We start from the raw sequence: 20067 nt of genomic DNA, 5'->3' as shown, positions 1-20067 counted from the left end.
GCATATGAGCAAATTGAAACGGTTATTTCTGACCTTCATCAACCGTGGTACACATCCGCAGTTAGATGAAGACGTAAACCGCCGGATTATGGTGGTAAACCTGTTTTCTGTGGTCGGTGTCACCATCACCTGCCTGTTGGGGATCCGTGCCCTGACCGAGGCAAGCTGGATACTGGCCGCCTTATTGCTGCTGAGCACCCTGCTCTTTGCCAGCGCCCACATCGTTCAGCAGACGATGAAAAATCAGACCGGCAGGTTAATCAGTATGATTGTGCTGCTGGGCTGCCTGATGCTGCTTATGGCCTTTTTGCTGGTCACAGGCGGCGTGGCGAATACAGGGCCCTTGTGGATATATACGGTGCCGCCGGTCACCCTTTTTTTTGCTGGCTTCAAACGTGGGCTGATGATTGTCTGTGCCTTTATTTTACTGATGGTTTTTATCCTCTTTTCCCCCCATGATGCCTTGCTGCTCACCGTCTACAGCCCGGAGTTCAAGACCCGGCTCCTGTTGTCGTTTATGACCATCACCTTTCTGTCGGCCTTTTATGAATGCAGCCGGGAAACCACCTACGTCAGAGCGGTGTCATTGCGCGAAGAGTTTGAACAACAGGCGCTGCATGATCAGCTCACTCAGTTACCTAACCGCCGCGGCGCCTATGCGCACATTGATCAGGAAAGCCGGCGGATCCAGCGCAATGGCCGCCCCTTTAGCCTGGTACTGGCCGATATTGATCACTTTAAATCCATCAATGATCAGTTCGGGCACAGTGTGGGTGACATTATTTTGCAGCGTGTCGCCAGGTTGTTCGTTGATCGGCTGCGGGCACAGGATGTGGTTGCCCGCTGGGGCGGCGAAGAGTTTCTGTTTATCCTGCCAGACACACCACAAGCCAGTGCGGCCTTTGTTGCCGAGCATCTGCGCACGGCACTGGAGGCACAGCCTATTGTGATCAACGGTCACACACACAACGTCTCGGCGAGCTTTGGTGTCTGCGAATTTAATCAGGATGCGAAGCTTGACCGCGTCTTGTCTCTTGCGGACACCGCCCTGTACCAGGCAAAACGTGCAGGACGAAATAAGGTTACCACCTCTTCAGACCTGTCAGACTAACGCTTCCGCGTGGCGGGCCGTAGCCAGATTCACTCACCTATGCCGCATGTCCATCAGCTCCCGGCTTACAGTTCGTTACAATTGGTATAAGCCTGGTCACTTCAAAATCGCTATTATAGCCTTGTCTTTTACCAACCAGTCAGTATCAACCATGAAATGGATTAAAATTGCACTCCCCATAGGTATTTTAGTTGTCGGGTATCTTGCCATGAAAGGGGTTGAAGCGACGGCATCTGATTCTGTTGTCACTGAAGAGGTCGATACCCGGCCTACTGTCACCATTGAACATCTGACCACCGAAAATTACACAGTCTCAATTTCTTCCTACGGTGAAGTCACCCCCCTGGAGCGAACCAATCTTGCAGCTCAGGTGACGGGTGAAGTGGTATCCTGGAACCCTGACTTCATTGCGGGTGGACTGGTTGAACGCGGTGAAACTCTGTTTAGTATTGAAAAAGACAGCTACGAGGCGGCCTTACTTCAGGCTGAAGCCTCTCTGGCCAGTGCTCAGGCGCAGCTGATTCAGGAGCAGGCACAGGCTGATGTTGCCAGGCGCGAGGCAAAAACACTGCCCGACGCCCGTGTCACCGACTTATACCTGCGTAAGCCACAGGTGCTGTCCGCCCAGGCAGCCGTTAAGTCCGCTGAAGCTCAACTGCGTATCGCCAGACGCGATCTGGAAAACTGCGATGTAAAAGCGCCGTATGACGCGCTAATTGTTTCGCGCAGTATTGGTAAAGGTGACTTTGTCTCAACCGGTACCGTGGCGGCGACGCTCAATAACATTGAAACAGCCGAAATCACCTTTCCGGTCGCAGGCTTCGACCGTCCGTTTCTGGGCAGTGACATGATTGGTAAGACCGCCCGGGTAGATTTGGATGCGCATGGCGCTGCGCCTGTCTCTGCCGTAATTCACCGGGACCTTGGCACGGTCGATCAGGCAACCAGAATGACGCATTTTGTTGCCCGCATTGACGACCCCTATGGCTTACGCACCAACAAACCCGTGGTCAGGTTTGGCAGCTACGCCACGCTCACCTTTGAAGGCAAAACCCTCGACGATGTCTACCGCATTCCACAGGAGCTGATCAATCGCAGCAAGCTGTGGACACTCGACGACAACAACAAACTGGTCTCTCATCAGGTAAAAATTCTGCGTGAGGAAGGCAGCGACTTTTTGATTCAGGGTCAGTTCAACAGCGAAAAAGTCGTTATGTCACTGCCTGAGTACCCTCAGGAAGGGATGGCGGTGAAAGTCATCGAAGAAAACGGTGGCCTGGTAGCCCAGCGCCCTGCCGCAAAATAGCGCGGAGTGACTATGAACACTGATTACGATACACATAAAGGAATGATTTCCTGGTTCGCGCGTAATTCGGTCGCAGCCAATCTGATGATGATATTTATCATCATCATGGGCGTTGCCGGCTATTTTACGATTCAGCGTCAGATGTTTCCGAACATCGAAATCAATTTTATTAATGTCTCTGCACAATATCCTGGCGCTTCCCCGCAGGAAATAGAAGAAAGCATTCTGATCAAGATAGAAGAATCGTTGAAAGACGTCACTGAAATTAAGCGCACCGTCTCCCGTGCATACCGAAACTCGGGCACCGTGACACTTGAGATTGATAAGGGCGAAGAGCTCACCGATGTACTGGACAAAGTCAAACTGCGGGTAGACAGTATTGCGACCTTCCCCGCTGACATGGAGCCGGTCACCATTTCTCAGCGTGAATTTCAGCAGCAGGTCATAGAGATGCCACTGGTGGGCGACCTGCCTCTGACCGAACTAAAACCTATAGCCAAAGAAGTCGAAGACGAATTGCTGCAACTTGGCAGTGTTGCCCTGGTAGACCTGAACGCGCCTGAGGATGAAATCGCGGTTGAGATCAAGCCCGACATGCTGCGCAAGTACAACCTGACAATTAATGATGTGTCTGCTGCTATCCGTGCCTATTCGGCCAATATGTCTGCCGGACAGTTGCGTACCGACTCTGGGATCATCTCGGTTCGGGTGGAAAACCAGTTCTATAACGGCGAAGAATTTGCCGCTATTCCGGTTAAGACCGGCGCTGCCGGTGCAAGAGTGCTGTTGTCAGACGTTGCCACCATCAGAGATGGCTTTACCCAGGGGGAGCGTTACTTCAAGTACAGCGGCAAAAATGCCATTTATATTGCGGTTAATGCCACCAAAAACCAGAACATCGTGCCGGTGGCAGAAACCGTAAAAAACTATATTGAAGAGCGCAATAAAACACTGCCAAAAGGCGTGAGCCTGGAGGTACTGGTAGACATGACCTACTACCTCAATGCACGTCTGGACATGATGCTTAAAAACCTGTTTCAGGGCTCAATTCTGGTAGCGCTGATGCTGACCCTGTTCCTGCGTTTCCGGCTGGCGTTCTGGGTTATGCTGGGTCTGCCGATTTGCTTTCTGGGCGCGGTCATGATGATGCCGCTCTTTGGCATCAGTATTAACATTCTGTCACTGTTTGCCTTTATTATGGTCCTGGGGATTGTGGTAGACGATGCCATTGTCATTGGCGAGAGTGCCTATACGGAAATAGAGCAGAAAGGGGGTGGCACTGAGAATGTCATTCGCGGCGCGAAACGGGTTGCTACCCCGGCCACCTTCGGCGTGCTCACTACCATAGCCGTTTTTGCGCCGTTCACACTCAGTAGCGGGCCTGATGGGGCATTTTTCTACAATATCGCCGTGGTTGTCATACTGTGTTTGTTCTTCAGTCTGATCGAGTCCAAACTGATTCTGCCCGCCCACCTTGCCCATACCCGGTTTAGTCCGGTAAAGCCCAACAGTTGGCGGGCCAAATTTAATTCCGGCTTCCAGGGCTTTATCCATGGCCCTTACCGGCGACTCGTCGATCTGGCCCTTAACTGGCGCTGGGCGGTTCTAATGATATTTATTGCTCTGCTCATGCTCAGCATCGGCCTTATCAATGCCAACTATGTGCGCATGGTGCCCAATCCGAAGGTGCCGCATGATTTTCCAAGCGTCAACATTGAGATGAATGAAAATGTGTCGGACGAGGCCACGATCAATGCCCTGCGCACCATTGAAAGCACGATCATGGAGGTTGACGCTCAAACCGAGCAGGAACACGGCCAGGGTATGATACGGGATCTGCTGGCGTTTAACCGCGACCGTACTGAGGGCAGAATTGTGGTGCCACTGGTGCATGAAGATAAACGCCCTTTTAATACCTTTGAGCTGGCCCGACAATGGCGCGAAGCCATTCCGGAAATTCCGGGCATGAAGTCGTTTACCGTTGTCGATGATGTCAACGGTGGCGGCGATGACGGTGAGTTCGGTTACCTGTTGTTTGGACCGGATATCGCTACGCTGAATGCTGCAGGACTTAAATTTATTGAAATGCTGCAACAGCAGGATGGCCTGTTTGATGTGAGTTCTACCATTGACCCGGCCAGCAAGGAAGTACAAATGACCCTGCTGCCTGTGGCATACGATCTGGGACTGACACTGTCTAACATCGCCAGTCAGGTTGGAGCCAGCTTTTATGGTGGCGAGGCTCAGCGCGTGATCCGCGACGGTGAAGAAGTAAAGGTCATGGTACGTTACCCCGAGCTTACCCGGGAGCGCTTTGCCGAATTAAAATATACCGTTATTCAAACCCCACAGGGGCGTGAGGTGATGCTGGGCGATGTGGTACAGCTTTCTGAAAAACCCGGTATCAGTTATATACGCCGTGAAGGCGGTTACCGCAGCGTCTATGTGTGGGGGAATATCGATGAAGAAAAAGTGGAGCCGAATGAAGTCGTCAAACAGATTGATGAGAAACTGCTGCCACAGCTTAAAGACGACTTCCCCTCTGTGATGACCGAACTTGGGGGCGATATTGAGGAGCAGCAGGCCCAGCAGAACGAGCAAATCCTGTTTTTCCTGGCGGCTATGATCATTGTCTATATTCTGCTGGCCGTGCCGCTTAAAAGTTACGGGCAGCCACTGATCATCATGTCAGTGATCCCGTTTAGCCTTACCGGCGCTATCTGGGGACACTACCTGATGGATCTGGACTTATCGATGATGTCGACCTTCGGCCTTATTGCTGCTGCGGGTGTTGTCATTAACGACTCGCTGGTCATGACCGACTTTGTCAATCAGCGGCGCGCCCAGGGCTATGCCCTCAAAGACGCTGTCGCAGAGGCCGGTACCGCGCGTTTCAGGGCAATTACACTGACCTCTATTACCACCTTCGCCGGCGTCCTGCCGATTATGTTCGAAACCAGTTTGCAGGCGGCTTTTGTCATTCCAATGGCGGTGGCGCTTGGCTTTGCAGTGCTGTATGCCACGCTGGTAACACTGATTCTTGTACCTTGTCTGTACCTGATTCTGCTGGATATGCGCGCCCCATTCAGCTGGGTGAAGCGTAAAATCAGCCGCCGCAAAACGAAGGGCGGTGCGGGCGCCGATACCCAGTTTGTCAACTGAGCAATGAGGCACCGTTACCATCGTTACTGGCTTAACCTGACAACGTAAACAAAAAAGGAGACCCATTGGAGGTCTCCTTTTTATTATCTGCGCCGCTGTGTCCTGGTGATTTTCTTCAACCTGGAACAGCGCTTTCTATCTGTTGATTAAACGTGCCCGCTCCTTCATAGTTAACCGGTCCGCTTACCTGAATGTTCAGGGGCTGGACAGCCAATGGACGCGCATTTCACCATGAGCCTTAAAGTCCATAAGTGCCACAACTACGTAAAGAAGGTATTGGCGCTGAAATCACGGCGCATTAGCCAGCGTCACCTCTTGCCTGAAGAGGGGAAACCGGACGCTCACAATGAAGTATAGTGCTTTCAATTTAATAAGAGGTATAAATGGCTTCACCATTGACTATCAGAAACGCGGAACCACGTGATGTTTCATTGATCCTTTCGTTTATTAAAGATCTTGCGATTTATGAAAAAGCAGAGGAAGAAGTTGAGGCAACACCTGAAGATATTCAGAAGACCCTGTTTGATGTGGGGGCAACGGCACACGCGCTCATTTGCGAATCGGAAGGTAAGCCGGTTGGGTTTGCTGTGTACTTCTTTAATTATTCAACCTGGCAGGGACAAAACGGATTATACCTGGAAGATCTTTTCGTTTCACCGGAATACCGCGGCATCGGTGCCGGTAAAGCCCTTCTCCAGCATCTGGCCAGGCTGGCAGTAGAAAAAGGGTGTGGCCGCTTCGAATGGAGTGTGCTGGACTGGAATACACCGGCCATTGAGTTTTACGAATCACTGGGCGCGAAAGCCAAACGCGAGTGGCTTGGCTACCGGCTAGACGGTAATGCGCTGCATGATTTCGCTTCCGCTGAGCTTTAAATTGCGTAATGACTGAGAAACAGTGCGGTAGTGCGCGTCGCAATCGTGCGGCGTTGCGCTGCATCCAGCGGCGGTTCAATTTTAAGTAACTGCGGCCAGAAACAGTGCCCCTTGAGCAGACAGGACAACTCTTTCACCACATAATCTAAATTATCAAACGCCAGCCGGCCATCGGCGCGGGCCGCCACTAGCCAGCGGTGAAGCACGGTTTCCTGGGCGGACAGGTTCGCCACCTCTTCCTTAAGTTTTTCCGGGTTATAGAAAAAGTAACCAAACGCGACCCGCGCGAGTTCCAGGTATTCATCGCCGGAAATCAGTTCCACTTCTGCCAGCAGCAGGCTCTCCAACTGACTCTGCAAAGGTAGTCTGGCGTCGTAACTTAGCGCAATACTGGCCATGGTTTTGTGCCATAGCTCTTTAATCAGGTGCATAACCAGCTCTTCTTTAGCACTAAAGTGGTTATACACCGTACGCTTGGACACATTGGCTAATTCGGCCAGTGTATCCATACTGGTACCATTCACACCGTATTGCTGAAAGGCCTGCTTGGCAGCCTGAATGATAGCATCCCGCTTCCTGTCACTGCGGGTGCGCACTTCTGCGGTCATAGTATCAACGTATAAAAAGCCATAGCGGCATATTACACTCTTCAGTTTACTTTACAATCGATGAGCACTAAAATGCACTCACTAGTTTACTTCTTACTTTTTACTTCTTACTTTTTATTTTTAAACGGGTGTTTTGCTCCCCCCACCTGAGGAAGACTCACGATGCCAACGCGCTTTAAATTCCAGGCTTTTGTTGTACTGCTGTTTGGCAGTATGCTTATCTCGGCCTGCAGTGATCCCGCACCAGAGAATAGCGATGCCGCAACTGTTCGCTATGTGAAACTTGCCGCGGTCAGGGATGTGCCTGCCTTAGATGAGTTTTCGTTTCCGGCGGTGGTATCCCCGGTTAAAACAGTTGATGTGAGTTTTGAAGTATCGGGACGACTTGTTCAGACCGATCTGGTCACCGGCAGCGATGTTAAAAAAGGGCACCTGCTTGCCACTATTGATCAGCAGCCGTTTAAGCGCCGGGTTGAAGAGCAGCAGACCCGTCGCGATCAGGCCGAGCGGGAGCTTACCCGTATTGAAAAAATGTATGATAAGGATCTGGTCTCGCAAAGTATGCTGGATACCGCCAAAACCAGTTTTGAACTGGCCGATATCGATTTGAAGAACGCCCAGCAGGACTTAAGCTACACCCAGCTTTATGCTCCCTTTGACGCCAAAATATCGCAGCGACTGGTTGAGAATAACAGCTTTGTGACAGCCGGCACGCCAATTGCCCGGCTGCAGGATGTTTCAAAGATTTATTTCAACATTAATGTGCCGGAGCGTCTGCTTACCGCCAATATCGGGCGTGGCATTGATCACGCCGAAGCCGCATTGCTGACTGCGCAGGATACCTGGTTCCCGGTGCATTACGTTGAACACAGCACACAGCCTGATCCTGTGTCGCAGACCTATGAAGCCGTGTTTGCCATGCAGCCTCCAAAGAATGTTGAAATTCCCCCAGGCGCGCGCGCCGTGGTTAGAATTGGCATGGGCGGTACGCCCTACCCTGACGGCCGGGTTGTCACCGTAAAGGCCCTGGTCGGCAGTAAAGACGACGGCTTTTACGTCTGGCACTATGACGCCGATACGCACGCGGTAACCAAAGTGGCCGTTCAGGTCGCACATTTTGAAGATGAATTTGCGGTCATCTCCGGCTCTCTTGCAACCGGCGATCAGGTGGTCGCGGCTGGCGCAACCCAGGTTACAGCCAGTATGACGGTGCGACCCTACAAACCGGAGCAGTAAGCTATGGATATTGCCCGTTACTCATTGAATAAACCCGTTAATGTCTGGCTGCTGGTACTCATCCTGCTGCTGGGCGGCCTGATTGCTATGAACAATATTGGCCGCCTGGAAGATCCGGCCTTTACCATCAAGCAGGTTAAAGTGATCACCTCGTTTCCTGGTGCCGGAGCGCAAAAGGTCGAGCGAGAAATCACTGAGCCGCTGGAAATTGCCATTCAGCAGATGTCGCAGTTGTATGAGTTAAAATCCATCTCGTCACCTGGCCGTTCTGAAATCACTGTAGAAGTGAAACGCCATTTTGACAGCAACCAGTTACCACAGATTTGGGATGAGCTACGCAAGCGGCTTCGAGATGCCCGCGCTGGCCTGCCGCTTGGCGCCGGCGCACCGCGCGTGTACGACGACTTCGGTGATGTATATGGCCTGTATTATGCCCTGAGCGCCCCGGACTTTTCGCCCCGTGAACTGCGCGAATTTGCCCGCATCATCCGCCGCGAACTGCTCACTACTGACGGTGTCGCCAAGGTAAATGTAACGGGCGTACAGAAAGAGCAGATCGTTGCCTATATCGACCCGTACCAACTGGCTGGCCTGGGGATCTCGTTTCCCGATCTGGCCGCCCTGTTCAAAGACAACCTACGCCCGTTCAATGGTGGCAGAGTCAAAGTCGATGAGAAAAATGTACGTCTGATCGTCGAGCGCCCACCCGACCGCCTGGAAGAGCTTGCTAATCTGTCTGTCGTGTTACCCGGGACCAATCGTTCATTGCGGGTCGGTGATATTGCCACCCTCAAGCGCGAACCCGCCGATATTCAGCCGGTTGAAATTCGTCATAACGGCCATGATGCCGTCACTCTGGCGGTTTCTGCTATCTCCGATGTCAATATCGTGGATGTAGGTAACCGCGTTAATCGCAAGATAGACACCTTGCTGGCCCAGTTGCCAGTAGGGATAACCCTGACCCCTGTCTATGATCAGGCCTCAGTTGTCGATGAATCTGTCGACGGATTTATCAGTAATCTGGTGATGTCGGTACTGGTCGTTACCCTGACACTCTGTCTGTTTATGGGCTGGCGTTCAGGTGTCGTAGTCGGCACGGTACTGCTGGTTACCGTCATGGGCACAATTCTTATTATGTGGCTGATGGATATTCAGCTGCAACGCATTTCGCTGGGAGCCATGGTCATTGCGATGGGCATGCTGGTTGATAATGCTATTGTGGTTGCCGAAGGGATGATGCTGCGCATGGCGAAGGGCTTTAGCGCCCGGGACGCCGCCAGCTTTATTGTAAAACGCACGCAATGGCCCCTGCTGGGCGCCACCATCATTGGTATTGCAGCCTTTTCCGGCATCGGTCTGTCGGATGATGCCACTGGCGAGTTCCTGTACTCCCTGTTCGCAGTGGTTATGGTGTCGCTGTTACTGAGCTGGGTGCTGGCGGTTACGCTCGTGCCGGTACTGGGTGCCTACTTTTATCGCCACGCCAGTGAAGGTGCCTCAGATTCAGATGATGCTGCTGGTCTTGGCCGGTTCAGACGTGTCCTGCTTAACGCGTTGCAACTGCGCTGGCTGACTATCGCCGCACTGGTGGCTATTACAATACTCGCCTACGCCAGCTTTGGTATGGTCAAGCAGGGCTTTTTTCCTCCGTCGAATGCCCCGCTCTTCTTTGTGCATTATTGGGGACCGCAGGACAGAGATATCCGCGCCACCGAAGAAAAAGCGAAAGCCGCAGAATCACTGATACTGGCAACAGAGAATGTCAGTACAGTGACCACCATTGTTGGCCAGGGCGCGGAGCGTTTCACCCTGACATACGGACCTAAAAGTGCCAATGAAAACTATACGTTCTTTATGGTCCGGGCTGATGATAAAGCGCAGATCCCAGGTATTATTGATGCCCTTTCCCCTCAGCTACCCGGCGTTGATCTGGATGGCAGTTTCTATATTCAGCGCATGCAATTCGGTCCCGCCTCGGGGGCTAAGCTCGAGGCCCGTTTTTCAGGCCCGGATGCCAGCGTTTTAAGAGCATTGGGCGACAAAGCCATCAAACGTCTGATTGATGACGGTGATATCCGTGACATTCGTCATAACTGGCGGGAAAAAGGCTTCGCCATTAATACGCATTATGATGACTACAATGCCGGGATCGCCGGTGTCTCGCATAATGATTTCAGTCAGGCCGTGCAATATGCCAGCAGTGGTCTGGAGTTAGGTAAAGTGCAGGACGGCGACTATGCCTACAGCATTCTGGCGAAAATGGGAGCACCGGACGCGTCAGATGTCTCAGCCCTTCGCAATAGTCAGGTATGGAGTTCGCAGCAACGCCGCTACGTGCCGTTTGCGCAGATAACTGATGGGTTGGAAATGCAGGCAGAAGAACTGCGTATTCACCGCCTTGACCGGGTTCGCACACTGACCGTAGAAGCCGAGCCCGCCATGGATGAAACAGCCGCCGACGCGCTGGCGCGTATTCGGCCGGCTATCGAAAGTATCCCACTGCCACCCGGCTATTCACTGGCCTGGGGCGGTGAATTCGAGAGCTCCGGCGATGCGCAGCAAGCGTTAGGTAAAGGCCTGCCTGCCGGTTTTCTGGTGATGTTCATAATTTCTGTGCTGCTGTTTGGTCATGTGCGGCAACCCTTGATCATCTGGCTGGTTGTGCCGATGGCCGTAGTCGGGGTGGTCAGCGGTCTGCTGGCAACCGATATGCCTTTTGGCTTTATGTCGCTGCTGGGTTTTTTAAGTCTGTTTGGTATGCTGATTAAAAACGCCATTGTACTGATTGAGGAAATCGACTTACAAATTGAGGAAGGCGCAACTATTCGTGATGCCATTGTTGATGCCACGCTAATCCGGGTGCGTCCGGTTGCGCTGGCAGCGATTACCACGATTTTAGGGATGGCACCACTGCTGTTCGATGCCTTCTTTGCGGATATGGCAGTAACCATCATGGGCGGACTGGCCTTCGCCACGCTGCTGACGCTAATCGCCGTGCCTGTGCTTTACAGTCTGCTGTTTCGTGTTAGCTTCAGAAAGTAATATCAGTTGCAGGCACAGGCAGTTTGCCTATGCCTGCTTTTTACGACTGACCAGTGTCTCGACATAGCGCATAATGTCCCGCCAGGAAAGGATCCCTTGTAACTGACGCCGGGGATCCACCACCGGGATACAGGATATGCCATGACGGTTAAACAACGCCACCGCGCTGACAATGGTATCGGCAGGCTCAAGCGTAATAACCTCACGGGTCATGATCTGGTGGGCTTTTCTCTCCAGGGTGGCTCTGTCACGTGCCCGTTCGCTGATGGTATCAATAAACGGGCTTAATGCTTTGAGCAGATCGCGATCAGAAATGACACCCTCCACACGCTGACCATCGACCACAACCAGGTGATGAAAGCCTGTCTCTTCAAACAGTGCCTGAATGGTGGCCAGCGAGTCGTCAAGATGAACGGTGACCACCCGCGTGGTCATAATGTTACTTACGGCCATAAAGCCCTACCTGCTTTTGCATACACCTCACACATTTAACAGAGTATACACACCTGACGGCTTTGTGCGGCGGCAGACAATCTAAAACGTAATACATATTTTTCCGAAATGCTTACCTGACTCTTCAAACCGGAACGCATCAGCCAGACGCTCCAGCGGAAACTGGGTATCGATAACCGGCTTAATGCCCGTTGATTCCAGCGCTTTGACAAAATCGGTCTGCTCTTCATGGCTACCAACAATGATACCCGTCAGACGAATTTGCTTACGCATCATGGTGGCCGTGGGAATGTTTCCGTCAATACCAGTGAGGACACCAATTAAGACAATGCTGCCTCCCACCCGGCACGCTTTGATCGATTGTGCCAGCGTTGCCGGCCCGCCGACCTCGACAACATGGTCAACGCCGTGTCCGCCGGTCCAGTTGGACACTGCTTTACCCCAGTCTGGATCGGTTTTGTAATTAACCGTAAAGTCTGCACCCAGCGCTTTTGCTTTTTCCAGCTTTTCATCACTCGAAGAAGTGATGGCCACGATTGCGCCCATGGCCTTGGCGATCTGTAGCGCATAAATAGAGACCCCACCGGTGCCCAGTAACAGCACCGTGTCCCCGGCTTTCAGTCCGCCTTCCACAATCAGCGCCCGCCAGGCAGTCAGACCGGCCGTGGTAATTGTGGCACTTTCTTCATGGCTCCAGCCTTCAGGCGCTTTGGTGAAATAACTCGCCGGCGTAATCACGCTTTCTCTGGCATACCCGTCAATACCATCGCCGGGCGTCCGGCTAAAGTCACCGATGGTCGGCGCGCCACGTTGCCAGTCAGGGAAAAAGCCAGACACTACGTGGTCCCCCTCACTAAAGACAGTCACGCCCTCCCCAACTTCAACCACAACACCCGCGCCGTCTGACAACGGAATGCGCCCGGCTTCGGTAGGAATGACACCTTTAGCAACACTGTAATCATGAAAGTTGAGCGAGCTGGCATGAATGCGTACCTTTATCTGGCCGGGACCAACACCACCAGGCTCGTTGACATCTTTTAGTGTCAGCCGGTCGAGCCCCTCATTACCACCGTCAATAATCATCTGTTTCATAACTGTACTCCGTGAAGAATGTTCCTAACCATACGACTCAACGGCACTTTTTGCCCAAGATAACAAACACTGTCTGCGCTGAACCAGCCAGCCTGTACGCAGTACAAGTATATACCTCTGACATGATACTGGTTTTTTATATGCGTTACTTACTCACTCTGTGCGTTGCCTGCTTTATTTCTGCGGTGCACGCCAATAGCACTGTGCCGGCGTTTGACAAACGATTATCCGGGTATGCGTATCCCTTTGAAGTGGACGCGATGCAGTTTTCATCACAAGGGCAACAGCTCACCATGAATTACATGTTTCTCCCCCCTGAAGACGCAAAACCGGTGATCACTCTGCTGCATGGTAAAAACTTTAACGGCGCCTACTTCGAGCGTATTGCCTCGCAACTTCACCAACGCGGGTACGGCGTGCTGATGCCGGATCAGATTGGCTTTGGAAAATCTTCCAAACCGGTTGATTATCAGTACTCGTTCGCGGCACTGGCCAGTCACACAAAGCAGTTACTGCGCACACTGGATATCAGCAAAACCTTGTTAGTGGGTCACTCTATGGGCGGTATGCTGGCCAGCCGCTTCGCCCTGCTGTATCCCGATACCGTCTCAAAACTTGTTCTTGTGAACCCCATTGGTCTGGAGAATTACCTGCACTATGTAAAGTACAAGGACGTGCAGTTTTTCTACGAGAATGAACGTAAGAAAACGCCTCAGGCCATTGCTGATTATCAGCGAAAAAATTACTATGCAGGCAACTGGAACGACACCTATCAGGCGCTTGCCGCGCCGCTTCAGGGATGGGTAAAGGGCGATGACTGGCCTCTCCTTGCCCGCGTGAGCGCCCTCACCTACGACATGATATTCACGCAGCCGGTAATCGACGAATTTGATGCGCTGAGCATGCCCGTCAGTCTTATTTTAGGCACCCGGGACACCACCGGACCTGGCCGCAACTGGAAGAAAGAGGGCGTGACCTACACGCTGGGAGAATACGACAAACTGGGCGAACGGGTTAAACAGCGCAATGCTGCAATAAATGTGCATGAACTGGACGATCTGGGCCATCTGCCTTTTATTGAAGATTTCTCGCGCTTTATGCCGGTGTTTATGACGGCTCTCACAGATAAGCCAGCAGAAGAATGAGCAGCCTGCAGTGACATGCCTGACCGGCGTTACCGCCAGCGCTCAGAGGCGAATTGTCGCGTGGCGCAGCGGTGGTCGCCGGTGAGTGGGTGTCCAGTCACGAGCAAGCTGGCCGCAACGCTTACCATAGCGGCCCGGTTTTAACAGGCTGCGTCTCGCGCTAGTTCACATCAGCAGCATGATAAGGCCACCTGCGATCATAAACAGGTTCTCTGACAGCGACACAAAACCAAGCGGCACATTGCTGTCGCCGCCTACGCAGGCGCAGGTAAGCTCCCGTTTGTCTATATATACGGCTTTAAATACCGAGACTGCACCAACAATGCCAATAAACAGCGATACCGGTGCAACCGTCAGTGCCGGAAGCTGCGCCACCATGCCAATACCTGCATAGGCTTCGGCAAACGGATAGACATACCCATACTTTATCCAGCGCATGGCCAGCAGATCGTAAGTAATAAATGAGTTGGTAAAGCTAAATAAATCTTTTAGCTTTTGTACCGCCAGCAGAGTCATAGAAAATGCGATAAACAGCAGCAGGGAGCGTACGGAAAGGTAGCTGCCTGAAACAGCAAACTGCAGCGCCACCGTCAGCAGCGCCGCCACCGCAAAAATCGCGATCACCGGCGTGTAGGTGGTTCCTGTCTGCCCTGCTGCTCCCTTACCAAAATAGTCCCGTAATTCATCATACCCCCCAATACGTTTATCATCGATAAACGTTTGCGGCGTGGTTTTTACATCGTATTTTTCTTTAAACGCATCGGTTTCCTGCCGTGACGTTAACGGCCGGTCATCAACCTTAAATCCTTTTCTTTTAAGCAGATCTCTGGAGCGCAACCCAAACGGGCAAATATGGCTGTCGGTCTGCATCCGGTAGAGTATGGCTGTCTTACTCATGCTTGCTCTCCTTTTTAAAAATGGTTTGCGCAAGTCTGTAGTTCTTACAGGCACCTGCGAACTGTATGAAAGACATACGTGCTGGAACCGTGAATTGGTTGTTTATCCCTTTTCTTATTGGGCTCACTCATCTTATTCAAGTTGTATGCCTGCCCTGCACCTGTCTGCCGCCTGTACTGGTCGGAGGTTACGCTCAGAGTATTGGTATAACTGCGACTGAAGCGGTTACTGTACGAAAGTACTAAAGCCATACCTGCTCACAAATACAACACTTAATTTACATTTTTTAAACAAAAGAGAGTGCGAAATGAGATGGCTTTATCCACTGCTGACACTTGCATGCCTTTGTGCATCCCCGTCTGGTCACGCCGGAAGCTGGCAGAACAATCAGTCTGTCGGCGGCTTCAATAACGTACACATTTACACGCCCGACGGACAGTCACCGGTCGGCAGCGGTCGCGCGTTGCTGGTGGTACTGCATGGCTGTACACAGTCTATCGACGCTTACTTAAGCGCCAACCTTGAGGACGCCGCAGAAGCTTACGGTATGGTTGTGGCCGTTCCCGACGCAATGAATAAAGCCGGGTTTAGCTGCTGGTCATACTGGCAGGGCGCAAAATCCCGCTCGGCCGGGGATTATCAGAACCTGATTACGCTGGCAAACAACCTGAGTGCCGATAGCAATTACAATATTGATGCTGATCAGGTGTATATTGCTGGTTTGTCGTCGGGCGCGGCGTTTGCCAATACCACCGCGTGCCTGGCGCCTGATGTCTTTGCCGGTATGGGGATAAGCGCCGGCCCCAGCATTGGCACCAGTTCTTCAGGTGCCATTGGCAGTTGCGAGTACGCTAACGTAGCGCAGCGCTGCCAGCAGTATGCGGGTAGCTACAGCAGCTATTTCGATACGCAGGTTGCCTCACTTGCACATGGGGATGCAGATACGACGGTTGATCAGTGCTATAACCGACAGAATGCTGAGGGGATGGCTGCTGTCTATGGTGTCAGTGAGCAAGCTGGCAGCAATGTCATCGGTAGTGGCTCACGGACTGCGGATGAATATCTGTGGGACGACAACCGTGTGTCGATGCTGTGGTTAAATGGTGTCGATCATGCCTGGTCTGGCGGTCAGGGGGCGTCCGGCTCATATATCAATGGCAGTGGGATTAACTATGCCATGTACCTTGGCGAGTATTTCTCGAATAATAATGCCCGCGTCAGCCGCAATGAAGCCCCTGTGGTATCGAACCTTTCCGTGAGTGTTGCAACCGATCAGATAACCGTGAGTGGTGATGTTAGCGACAGCGATGGTACCGTAGACACGGTGTTTGTGCAGTTTCGGGATGATGCTGATAACCTTTATCAGTACCAAACCCAGTCTGTGAGTAACCAACAGTTTAGCATTACCTCAGCCACGCTTCCGGATGCACTGTATTTCATCAACGTAACCGCCACAGATGACGAGGGGGCCATATCCGCACCAATATCTGACTCGGTGCGGGTCGGTCCGCCACCACCGGATACCGCTCCTGACCTTAATAACGTTCAGGTAGTCGTCAACGCCCAGTGCGCTGAGGTAAACGGCGAAGTGATCGATGTTAATCAGAACCTGGAGTCGGTAAGTGCAACCTTCAGCAACGGACCTGTACAGGCAACCCTGAATGGAACACTGTTTACGGCCTCTGCCTGTGATCTGCCCGGCGGCCAGCAAAGCGTCACGGTGACTGCGACAGATACAACTGACCTGTCGGCCTCGGAAACACTTACTTTTGACGTGGATGCTGGCATCACGGCCAGTCTGGATGCGCATATCAGTGCGGGACGGCTGGACTATACCAATTATTCAAACTGTTACCTGGAGTACAGCAGTAACCCATTCAGGCTAGATGAAATCTCAGTGAGTGGTGGCCAGTGTCAGTGGCAGGACGATGACAACAGCTGCGCGGGCCCGGTCCAGAACTGCAGCGGCAGTACCGGCTCAGACAATGGTGATAGTGGCGATGATGGCGATAGCGATACCTGTGCCAGCTACACCACCGCCAATTACTATCACAAAGTTGCCGGGCGGGCCTACAGCACAGGCTACTACTATGCGCCTGATTACTTTGCCGCTGGCTCAGATGATGCGCTTAGCGGTTCAACATGGGGCAACAGTACCTTATCGTCTGTCGATGGCGAAATATGGGTGAATGGGAGTTGCCCTTAGCCCATAAAAAACGAAAAACAAAAAGGCGCCCCTGTTCGTTGATGTCGTAATCGAAAAGGGGCGCTACCGTCACTGACTGCCCAAACCTGTCCTTTTGCAACCTGCTCAGCGCCACCATAATGTGGCCGATATGCGTATTTTCATTTAGTCTATTTCACCACGTTTTGCCTGACAAAATTGCAACCTGTTGATTTTAAAGCGCGTTTAATCTGGCTTTTAAATTGCAAAACCGCTACAACAGAATAAGAAAGGAAACCATGATGTACACCGATGAAGATTTAACACAGGCAGTTAAACACAATATTTTCAGTCAGCAGGCTGTGGATGACTTTCGACGACACATTAGTCAGGTACGCAACAGTCACGCTGTTGATGAAGAAAACTTCAGGCTGATTAACGGCTTTAATGATATTTTCGTTGTTATCGCAAGCGCTTTGCTGCTTGGCTCACTGGCCTGGCTAGGCCATTCGCTCTCCCCCATGCTTGCAGGTGTTGCGGTGGCAGCTGGCGCCTGGGGTCTGGCTGAGTTTTTCGTCAGAAGACAGCGTATGGCCCTGCCTGCCATTGCCCTATTACTCGCCTTTTTAGGCGGGCTTTTCACCATCCCTGTTCTGTTTAATGCGGATGTACAGGGGTCTGCCTTTATGATTGCAGGGCTGCTTACAACCGTGGGCGCTGTTGCGCACTGGATGCGCTTTCGTGTTCCCATCACTATTGCTGCCGGCGCCGCGACCCTGACAGCGGGCTGTGTCGCATCAATGGTTTACTTTTTTAAGCCTGCCGTCTTTTATATCGACGCTGTGGTGCTGGTATTTGGTCTGCTTATATTTGGTCTGGCGATGTACTGGGACAGCAAGGACACCAAGCGACAAACCCGTTCTTCCGACATCGCGTTCTGGTTACACCTTATTTCCGCCCCAATGATTGTGCACCCTATTTTTAGCAGCCTGGGCGTACTGGGTGGCAATAATGGCCTGATGATTTCACTTATCGTCCTGGCGCTGTACATATTACTGGGTGTGATATCGATTGCCGTGGATCGGCGCGCCATCATGGTGTCGGCGCTGGTCTATGTGATTTATACCTTTTCTTCACTGATGGAAACCTACGGTATGGTCACGTATAGCTTTGCCGTCACGGGCCTGTGTATTGGCTCAGCATTGCTGCTGTTGTCGGCATTCTGGCATGGCTGTCGCAGACAGGTTCTGAAACTCGTCCCAGCGCATATTCAGGTTAAGTTACCGATTATCAAGGCCTGATCATTAACGTCGAGATAATACACTTGCGGGCTGCTCATCACAGGGCCGCCCGCCATTCACATCAGTGGCAGTATATCCTGAAGGGAAGTACGAAAAACATTTAACTGTGCCCGCATGCTCTGTACCTCAAGCTCCAGTCGCTCGACCACTTCAGTGCGCTTGGCCGCAAACGCCTCATCAGAAAGTACACTGAGTTCGCAGCCATAGGCATACATTTTTTTGTTAATGCCTCGCAACCCGTCTATAACCAGGCTTTCGCCATTGGCTAAGTCGCGAAAAAGCGCATTGACTTCCTTCACTTCGCCAACAATGGCTGCGTCATGCGTCGATGAGAAAATCTGTTCAAAGCGGTCAGCCAGCCCGGACAACCCGACACACACTTTAAATTCGTTATACACATTCATCAGACCGCTGGAAGCCCCCTGCAAGTGCAAAATCAGCTCCTGCTCGCTGCCAATGCGTTTGGTACCATCAATATACAGAATGGCCAGCTCAATGGCTCTCTCTATTTCGGCCTGTACCGACACAGTAAAGTCGACAAGTTCCTGTCTATTGTACTGCTGAGCTTTAGGAAGGGTAACAACCAGATCGGACAGGGCATCAATTATTTTGTCCAGTAATAACATACATACTCCATCATGATTTATAGTGACTAGCCAATCCAGGCACGTCTTTTAAGGCTGCGGTGAGCATACGGCGAACCCGGTCTGCTGACACAGGGCCATCAGACAAACCTTTGTGTTAAACGCCTTCATTATATGTAGCTGATAAACGAAAAAGCTGCCAGCACCGGAAGAAGGATCATGCTCTGGTCATGCCTCCGTCCCCGCCTTTTCGCAACAGCGTCACTGTGCCCTGCGGTCAGTTAGACCTCATCAAAGGTAAACAGGCTGTTGAACAAGCCGTTGATTACTCCAGCGGAAACATCTTCACTGTTCATATGGACGTCTTTGTGTGGCAACCTCATGTTTCTGACACGCTCTGCCTGGCGACGTTCCATGTTGCGCTCCGCTCCCTCTGCCACATTGATAACCACATCGCGCGTTGTACTGGCACAACCACTAAAACACCCAACCATCACCACCAGCGATACTGCTGCAATCCCTTTATATTTCATAAACATCCTTTTACTTTGCGTTCAATTAAACACTATGACTCAGCGTTTCTCACTTTGGTTCCGCCCGGATTGAGCCTAACACATAGCCTGCCACGGAACTAAGCAGCGCAATAGCGGCCTCAGTCAGCTGATTCGCAAGGGCCAGATAGGTGGCGGTGATCAATACCGCAAACACGGTGAGAATTTTTAACGCAGTGCCGCCACTGAAAAATGTCAGAAGCGACGCTGCCGTCGACTCCGGCGCGTATTTAAACGCAAACACGGCAGCAATGGCAGACATGATTAGTGCAACGAGCAATATAGCCGTCAACGCGTACATGGCCAGCATACTCAGGCTCTGGTCGTTTAATACCGTCATAGGATCCTCCCGTTGGCAAAACAGAAATGAGCTCGACGCTGCCAGCCAGCGCCCGCGTAAAGGTAAAAAGCACAAACCGGCCCCATGATACCCGGGCAGGAACGAAAACAAGTATAATCAGCGGAATTGTCTTTCGCCTGAAAAAAGATTCAGTCACGCGCCAGTCAGGCTAACTTTTGCAGTCACATAACTGACCTGCT

16 protein-coding genes are annotated in these 20067 nt (G+C 52.0%); 9 read left to right on the top strand and 7 right to left on the bottom strand.

The window, feature by feature from the left end:
• The first annotated feature begins 4 nt into the window (after positions 1-4).
• The 4 genes from IE054_RS02030 to IE054_RS02015 all read left to right on the top strand — a co-directional run bounded on the left by IE054_RS02030 (position 5) and on the right by IE054_RS02015 (position 6454).
• On the top strand, positions 5-1111 hold the full coding sequence (locus IE054_RS02030) for a GGDEF domain-containing protein (protein ID WP_189403411.1): 1107 nt from the start codon (positions 5-7) through the stop codon (positions 1109-1111).
• 151 nt (positions 1112-1262) lie between these two features.
• Complete coding sequence (locus IE054_RS02025; RefSeq protein WP_189403410.1) at positions 1263-2417, top strand: efflux RND transporter periplasmic adaptor subunit; 1155 nt, start codon at positions 1263-1265, stop codon at positions 2415-2417.
• 12 nt (positions 2418-2429) lie between these two features.
• Positions 2430-5579 carry an efflux RND transporter permease subunit gene (locus IE054_RS02020; protein WP_189403409.1) on the top strand — a complete coding sequence of 1050 codons (3150 nt, stop codon included), beginning with the start codon at positions 2430-2432 and terminating at the stop codon, positions 5577-5579.
• 383 nt (positions 5580-5962) lie between these two features.
• Positions 5963-6454: a GNAT family N-acetyltransferase gene (locus IE054_RS02015; RefSeq protein ID WP_189403408.1), complete on the top strand. Its 492-nt coding sequence runs from the start codon at positions 5963-5965 to the stop codon at positions 6452-6454.
• Here the strand turns inward: IE054_RS02015 and IE054_RS02010 are convergent.
• A complete protein-coding gene (locus IE054_RS02010) occupies positions 6451-7062 on the bottom strand; it encodes a TetR/AcrR family transcriptional regulator (protein WP_189403407.1) in 612 nt (203 codons plus the stop codon). The genes IE054_RS02015 and IE054_RS02010 overlap by 4 nt on opposite strands.
• Positions 7063-7224: 162 nt before the next feature.
• Here IE054_RS02010 and IE054_RS02005 point away from each other — a divergent pair, with 162 nt between their 5' ends.
• The gene (locus IE054_RS02005; RefSeq protein WP_189403406.1) at positions 7225-8298 is read left to right on the top strand and encodes an efflux RND transporter periplasmic adaptor subunit; all 1074 of its coding nucleotides are present in this window, start codon (positions 7225-7227) and stop codon (positions 8296-8298) included.
• Between the two features lie 3 nt (positions 8299-8301).
• A complete protein-coding gene (locus IE054_RS02000) occupies positions 8302-11340 on the top strand; it encodes an efflux RND transporter permease subunit (RefSeq protein WP_189403405.1) in 3039 nt (1012 codons plus the stop codon).
• A 27-nt stretch (positions 11341-11367) separates the two neighbouring features.
• Here the strand turns inward: IE054_RS02000 and IE054_RS01995 are convergent, their stop codons facing one another.
• Positions 11368-11793: a CBS domain-containing protein gene (locus IE054_RS01995; protein ID WP_189403404.1), complete on the bottom strand. Its 426-nt coding sequence runs from the start codon at positions 11791-11793 to the stop codon at positions 11368-11370.
• An 81-nt stretch (positions 11794-11874) separates the two neighbouring features.
• A complete protein-coding gene (locus IE054_RS01990; protein WP_189403403.1) occupies positions 11875-12885 on the bottom strand; it encodes a zinc-dependent alcohol dehydrogenase family protein in 1011 nt (336 codons plus the stop codon).
• 140 nt (positions 12886-13025) lie between these two features.
• On the opposite strand from IE054_RS01990, the gene IE054_RS01985 reads away from it, so the two are divergent.
• Positions 13026-14030 (top strand): alpha/beta fold hydrolase, encoded by a 1005-nt coding sequence (locus tag IE054_RS01985; protein WP_189403402.1) that lies wholly within the window; start codon positions 13026-13028, stop codon positions 14028-14030.
• 165 nt (positions 14031-14195) lie between these two features.
• On the opposite strand, the gene IE054_RS01980 is transcribed toward IE054_RS01985, so the two are convergent.
• Positions 14196-14927, bottom strand: a complete 732-nt coding sequence (locus tag IE054_RS01980; protein WP_189403401.1) for a glutaredoxin family protein — start codon at positions 14925-14927, stop codon at positions 14196-14198.
• Between the two features lie 307 nt (positions 14928-15234).
• Between IE054_RS01980 and IE054_RS01975 the strand changes: the two genes are divergently transcribed.
• A complete protein-coding gene (locus IE054_RS01975; protein WP_189403400.1) occupies positions 15235-17133 on the top strand; it encodes an extracellular catalytic domain type 1 short-chain-length polyhydroxyalkanoate depolymerase in 1899 nt (632 codons plus the stop codon).
• A 257-nt stretch (positions 17134-17390) separates the two neighbouring features.
• Positions 17391-18392 carry a hypothetical protein gene (locus IE054_RS01970; protein ID WP_229804969.1) on the top strand — a complete coding sequence of 334 codons (1002 nt, stop codon included), beginning with the start codon at positions 17391-17393 and terminating at the stop codon, positions 18390-18392.
• Between the two features lie 56 nt (positions 18393-18448).
• Here the strand turns inward: IE054_RS01970 and IE054_RS01965 are convergent, their stop codons facing one another.
• The 3 genes from IE054_RS01965 to IE054_RS01955 form a co-directional block, all read right to left on the bottom strand.
• On the bottom strand, positions 18449-19018 hold the full coding sequence (locus tag IE054_RS01965; protein WP_189403399.1) for a hypothetical protein: 570 nt from the start codon (positions 19016-19018) through the stop codon (positions 18449-18451).
• 239 nt (positions 19019-19257) lie between these two features.
• Entirely contained in the window at positions 19258-19509 is a 252-nt protein-coding gene (locus IE054_RS01960; protein ID WP_189403398.1) for a hypothetical protein, read from the bottom strand.
• Between the two features lie 49 nt (positions 19510-19558).
• Complete coding sequence (locus IE054_RS01955) at positions 19559-19867, bottom strand: hypothetical protein (RefSeq protein WP_189403397.1); 309 nt, start codon at positions 19865-19867, stop codon at positions 19559-19561.
• Positions 19868-20067: the final 200 nt, after the last annotated feature.

Source organism: Alteromonas halophila, from assembly GCF_014651815.1.
Lineage (GTDB): Bacteria > Pseudomonadota > Gammaproteobacteria > Enterobacterales > Alteromonadaceae > Alteromonas > Alteromonas halophila.
This window is presented reverse-complemented; position numbering and strand designations above follow the sequence as displayed.

What these genes read in the sequence shown, in the direction of transcription:
- IE054_RS02030 (WP_189403411.1), top strand. Translation starts at nt 5, where the DNA reads ATGAGCAAATTGAAACGGTTATTTCTGACCTTCATCAACCGTGGTACA.
- IE054_RS02025 (WP_189403410.1), top strand. Translation starts at nt 1,263, where the DNA reads ATGAAATGGATTAAAATTGCACTCCCCATAGGTATTTTAGTTGTCGGG.
- IE054_RS02020 (WP_189403409.1), top strand. Translation starts at nt 2,430, where the DNA reads ATGAACACTGATTACGATACACATAAAGGAATGATTTCCTGGTTCGCG.
- IE054_RS02015 (WP_189403408.1), top strand. Translation starts at nt 5,963, where the DNA reads ATGGCTTCACCATTGACTATCAGAAACGCGGAACCACGTGATGTTTCA.
- IE054_RS02010 (WP_189403407.1), bottom strand. Translation starts at nt 7,062, where the DNA reads ATGACCGCAGAAGTGCGCACCCGCAGTGACAGGAAGCGGGATGCTATC.
- IE054_RS02005 (WP_189403406.1), top strand. Translation starts at nt 7,225, where the DNA reads ATGCCAACGCGCTTTAAATTCCAGGCTTTTGTTGTACTGCTGTTTGGC.
- IE054_RS02000 (WP_189403405.1), top strand. Translation starts at nt 8,302, where the DNA reads ATGGATATTGCCCGTTACTCATTGAATAAACCCGTTAATGTCTGGCTG.
- IE054_RS01995 (WP_189403404.1), bottom strand. Translation starts at nt 11,793, where the DNA reads ATGGCCGTAAGTAACATTATGACCACGCGGGTGGTCACCGTTCATCTT.
- IE054_RS01990 (WP_189403403.1), bottom strand. Translation starts at nt 12,885, where the DNA reads ATGAAACAGATGATTATTGACGGTGGTAATGAGGGGCTCGACCGGCTG.
- IE054_RS01985 (WP_189403402.1), top strand. Translation starts at nt 13,026, where the DNA reads ATGCGTTACTTACTCACTCTGTGCGTTGCCTGCTTTATTTCTGCGGTG.
- IE054_RS01980 (WP_189403401.1), bottom strand. Translation starts at nt 14,927, where the DNA reads ATGAGTAAGACAGCCATACTCTACCGGATGCAGACCGACAGCCATATT.
- IE054_RS01975 (WP_189403400.1), top strand. Translation starts at nt 15,235, where the DNA reads ATGAGATGGCTTTATCCACTGCTGACACTTGCATGCCTTTGTGCATCC.
- IE054_RS01970 (WP_229804969.1), top strand. Translation starts at nt 17,391, where the DNA reads ATGATGTACACCGATGAAGATTTAACACAGGCAGTTAAACACAATATT.
- IE054_RS01965 (WP_189403399.1), bottom strand. Translation starts at nt 19,018, where the DNA reads ATGTTATTACTGGACAAAATAATTGATGCCCTGTCCGATCTGGTTGTT.
- IE054_RS01960 (WP_189403398.1), bottom strand. Translation starts at nt 19,509, where the DNA reads ATGAAATATAAAGGGATTGCAGCAGTATCGCTGGTGGTGATGGTTGGG.
- IE054_RS01955 (WP_189403397.1), bottom strand. Translation starts at nt 19,867, where the DNA reads ATGACGGTATTAAACGACCAGAGCCTGAGTATGCTGGCCATGTACGCG.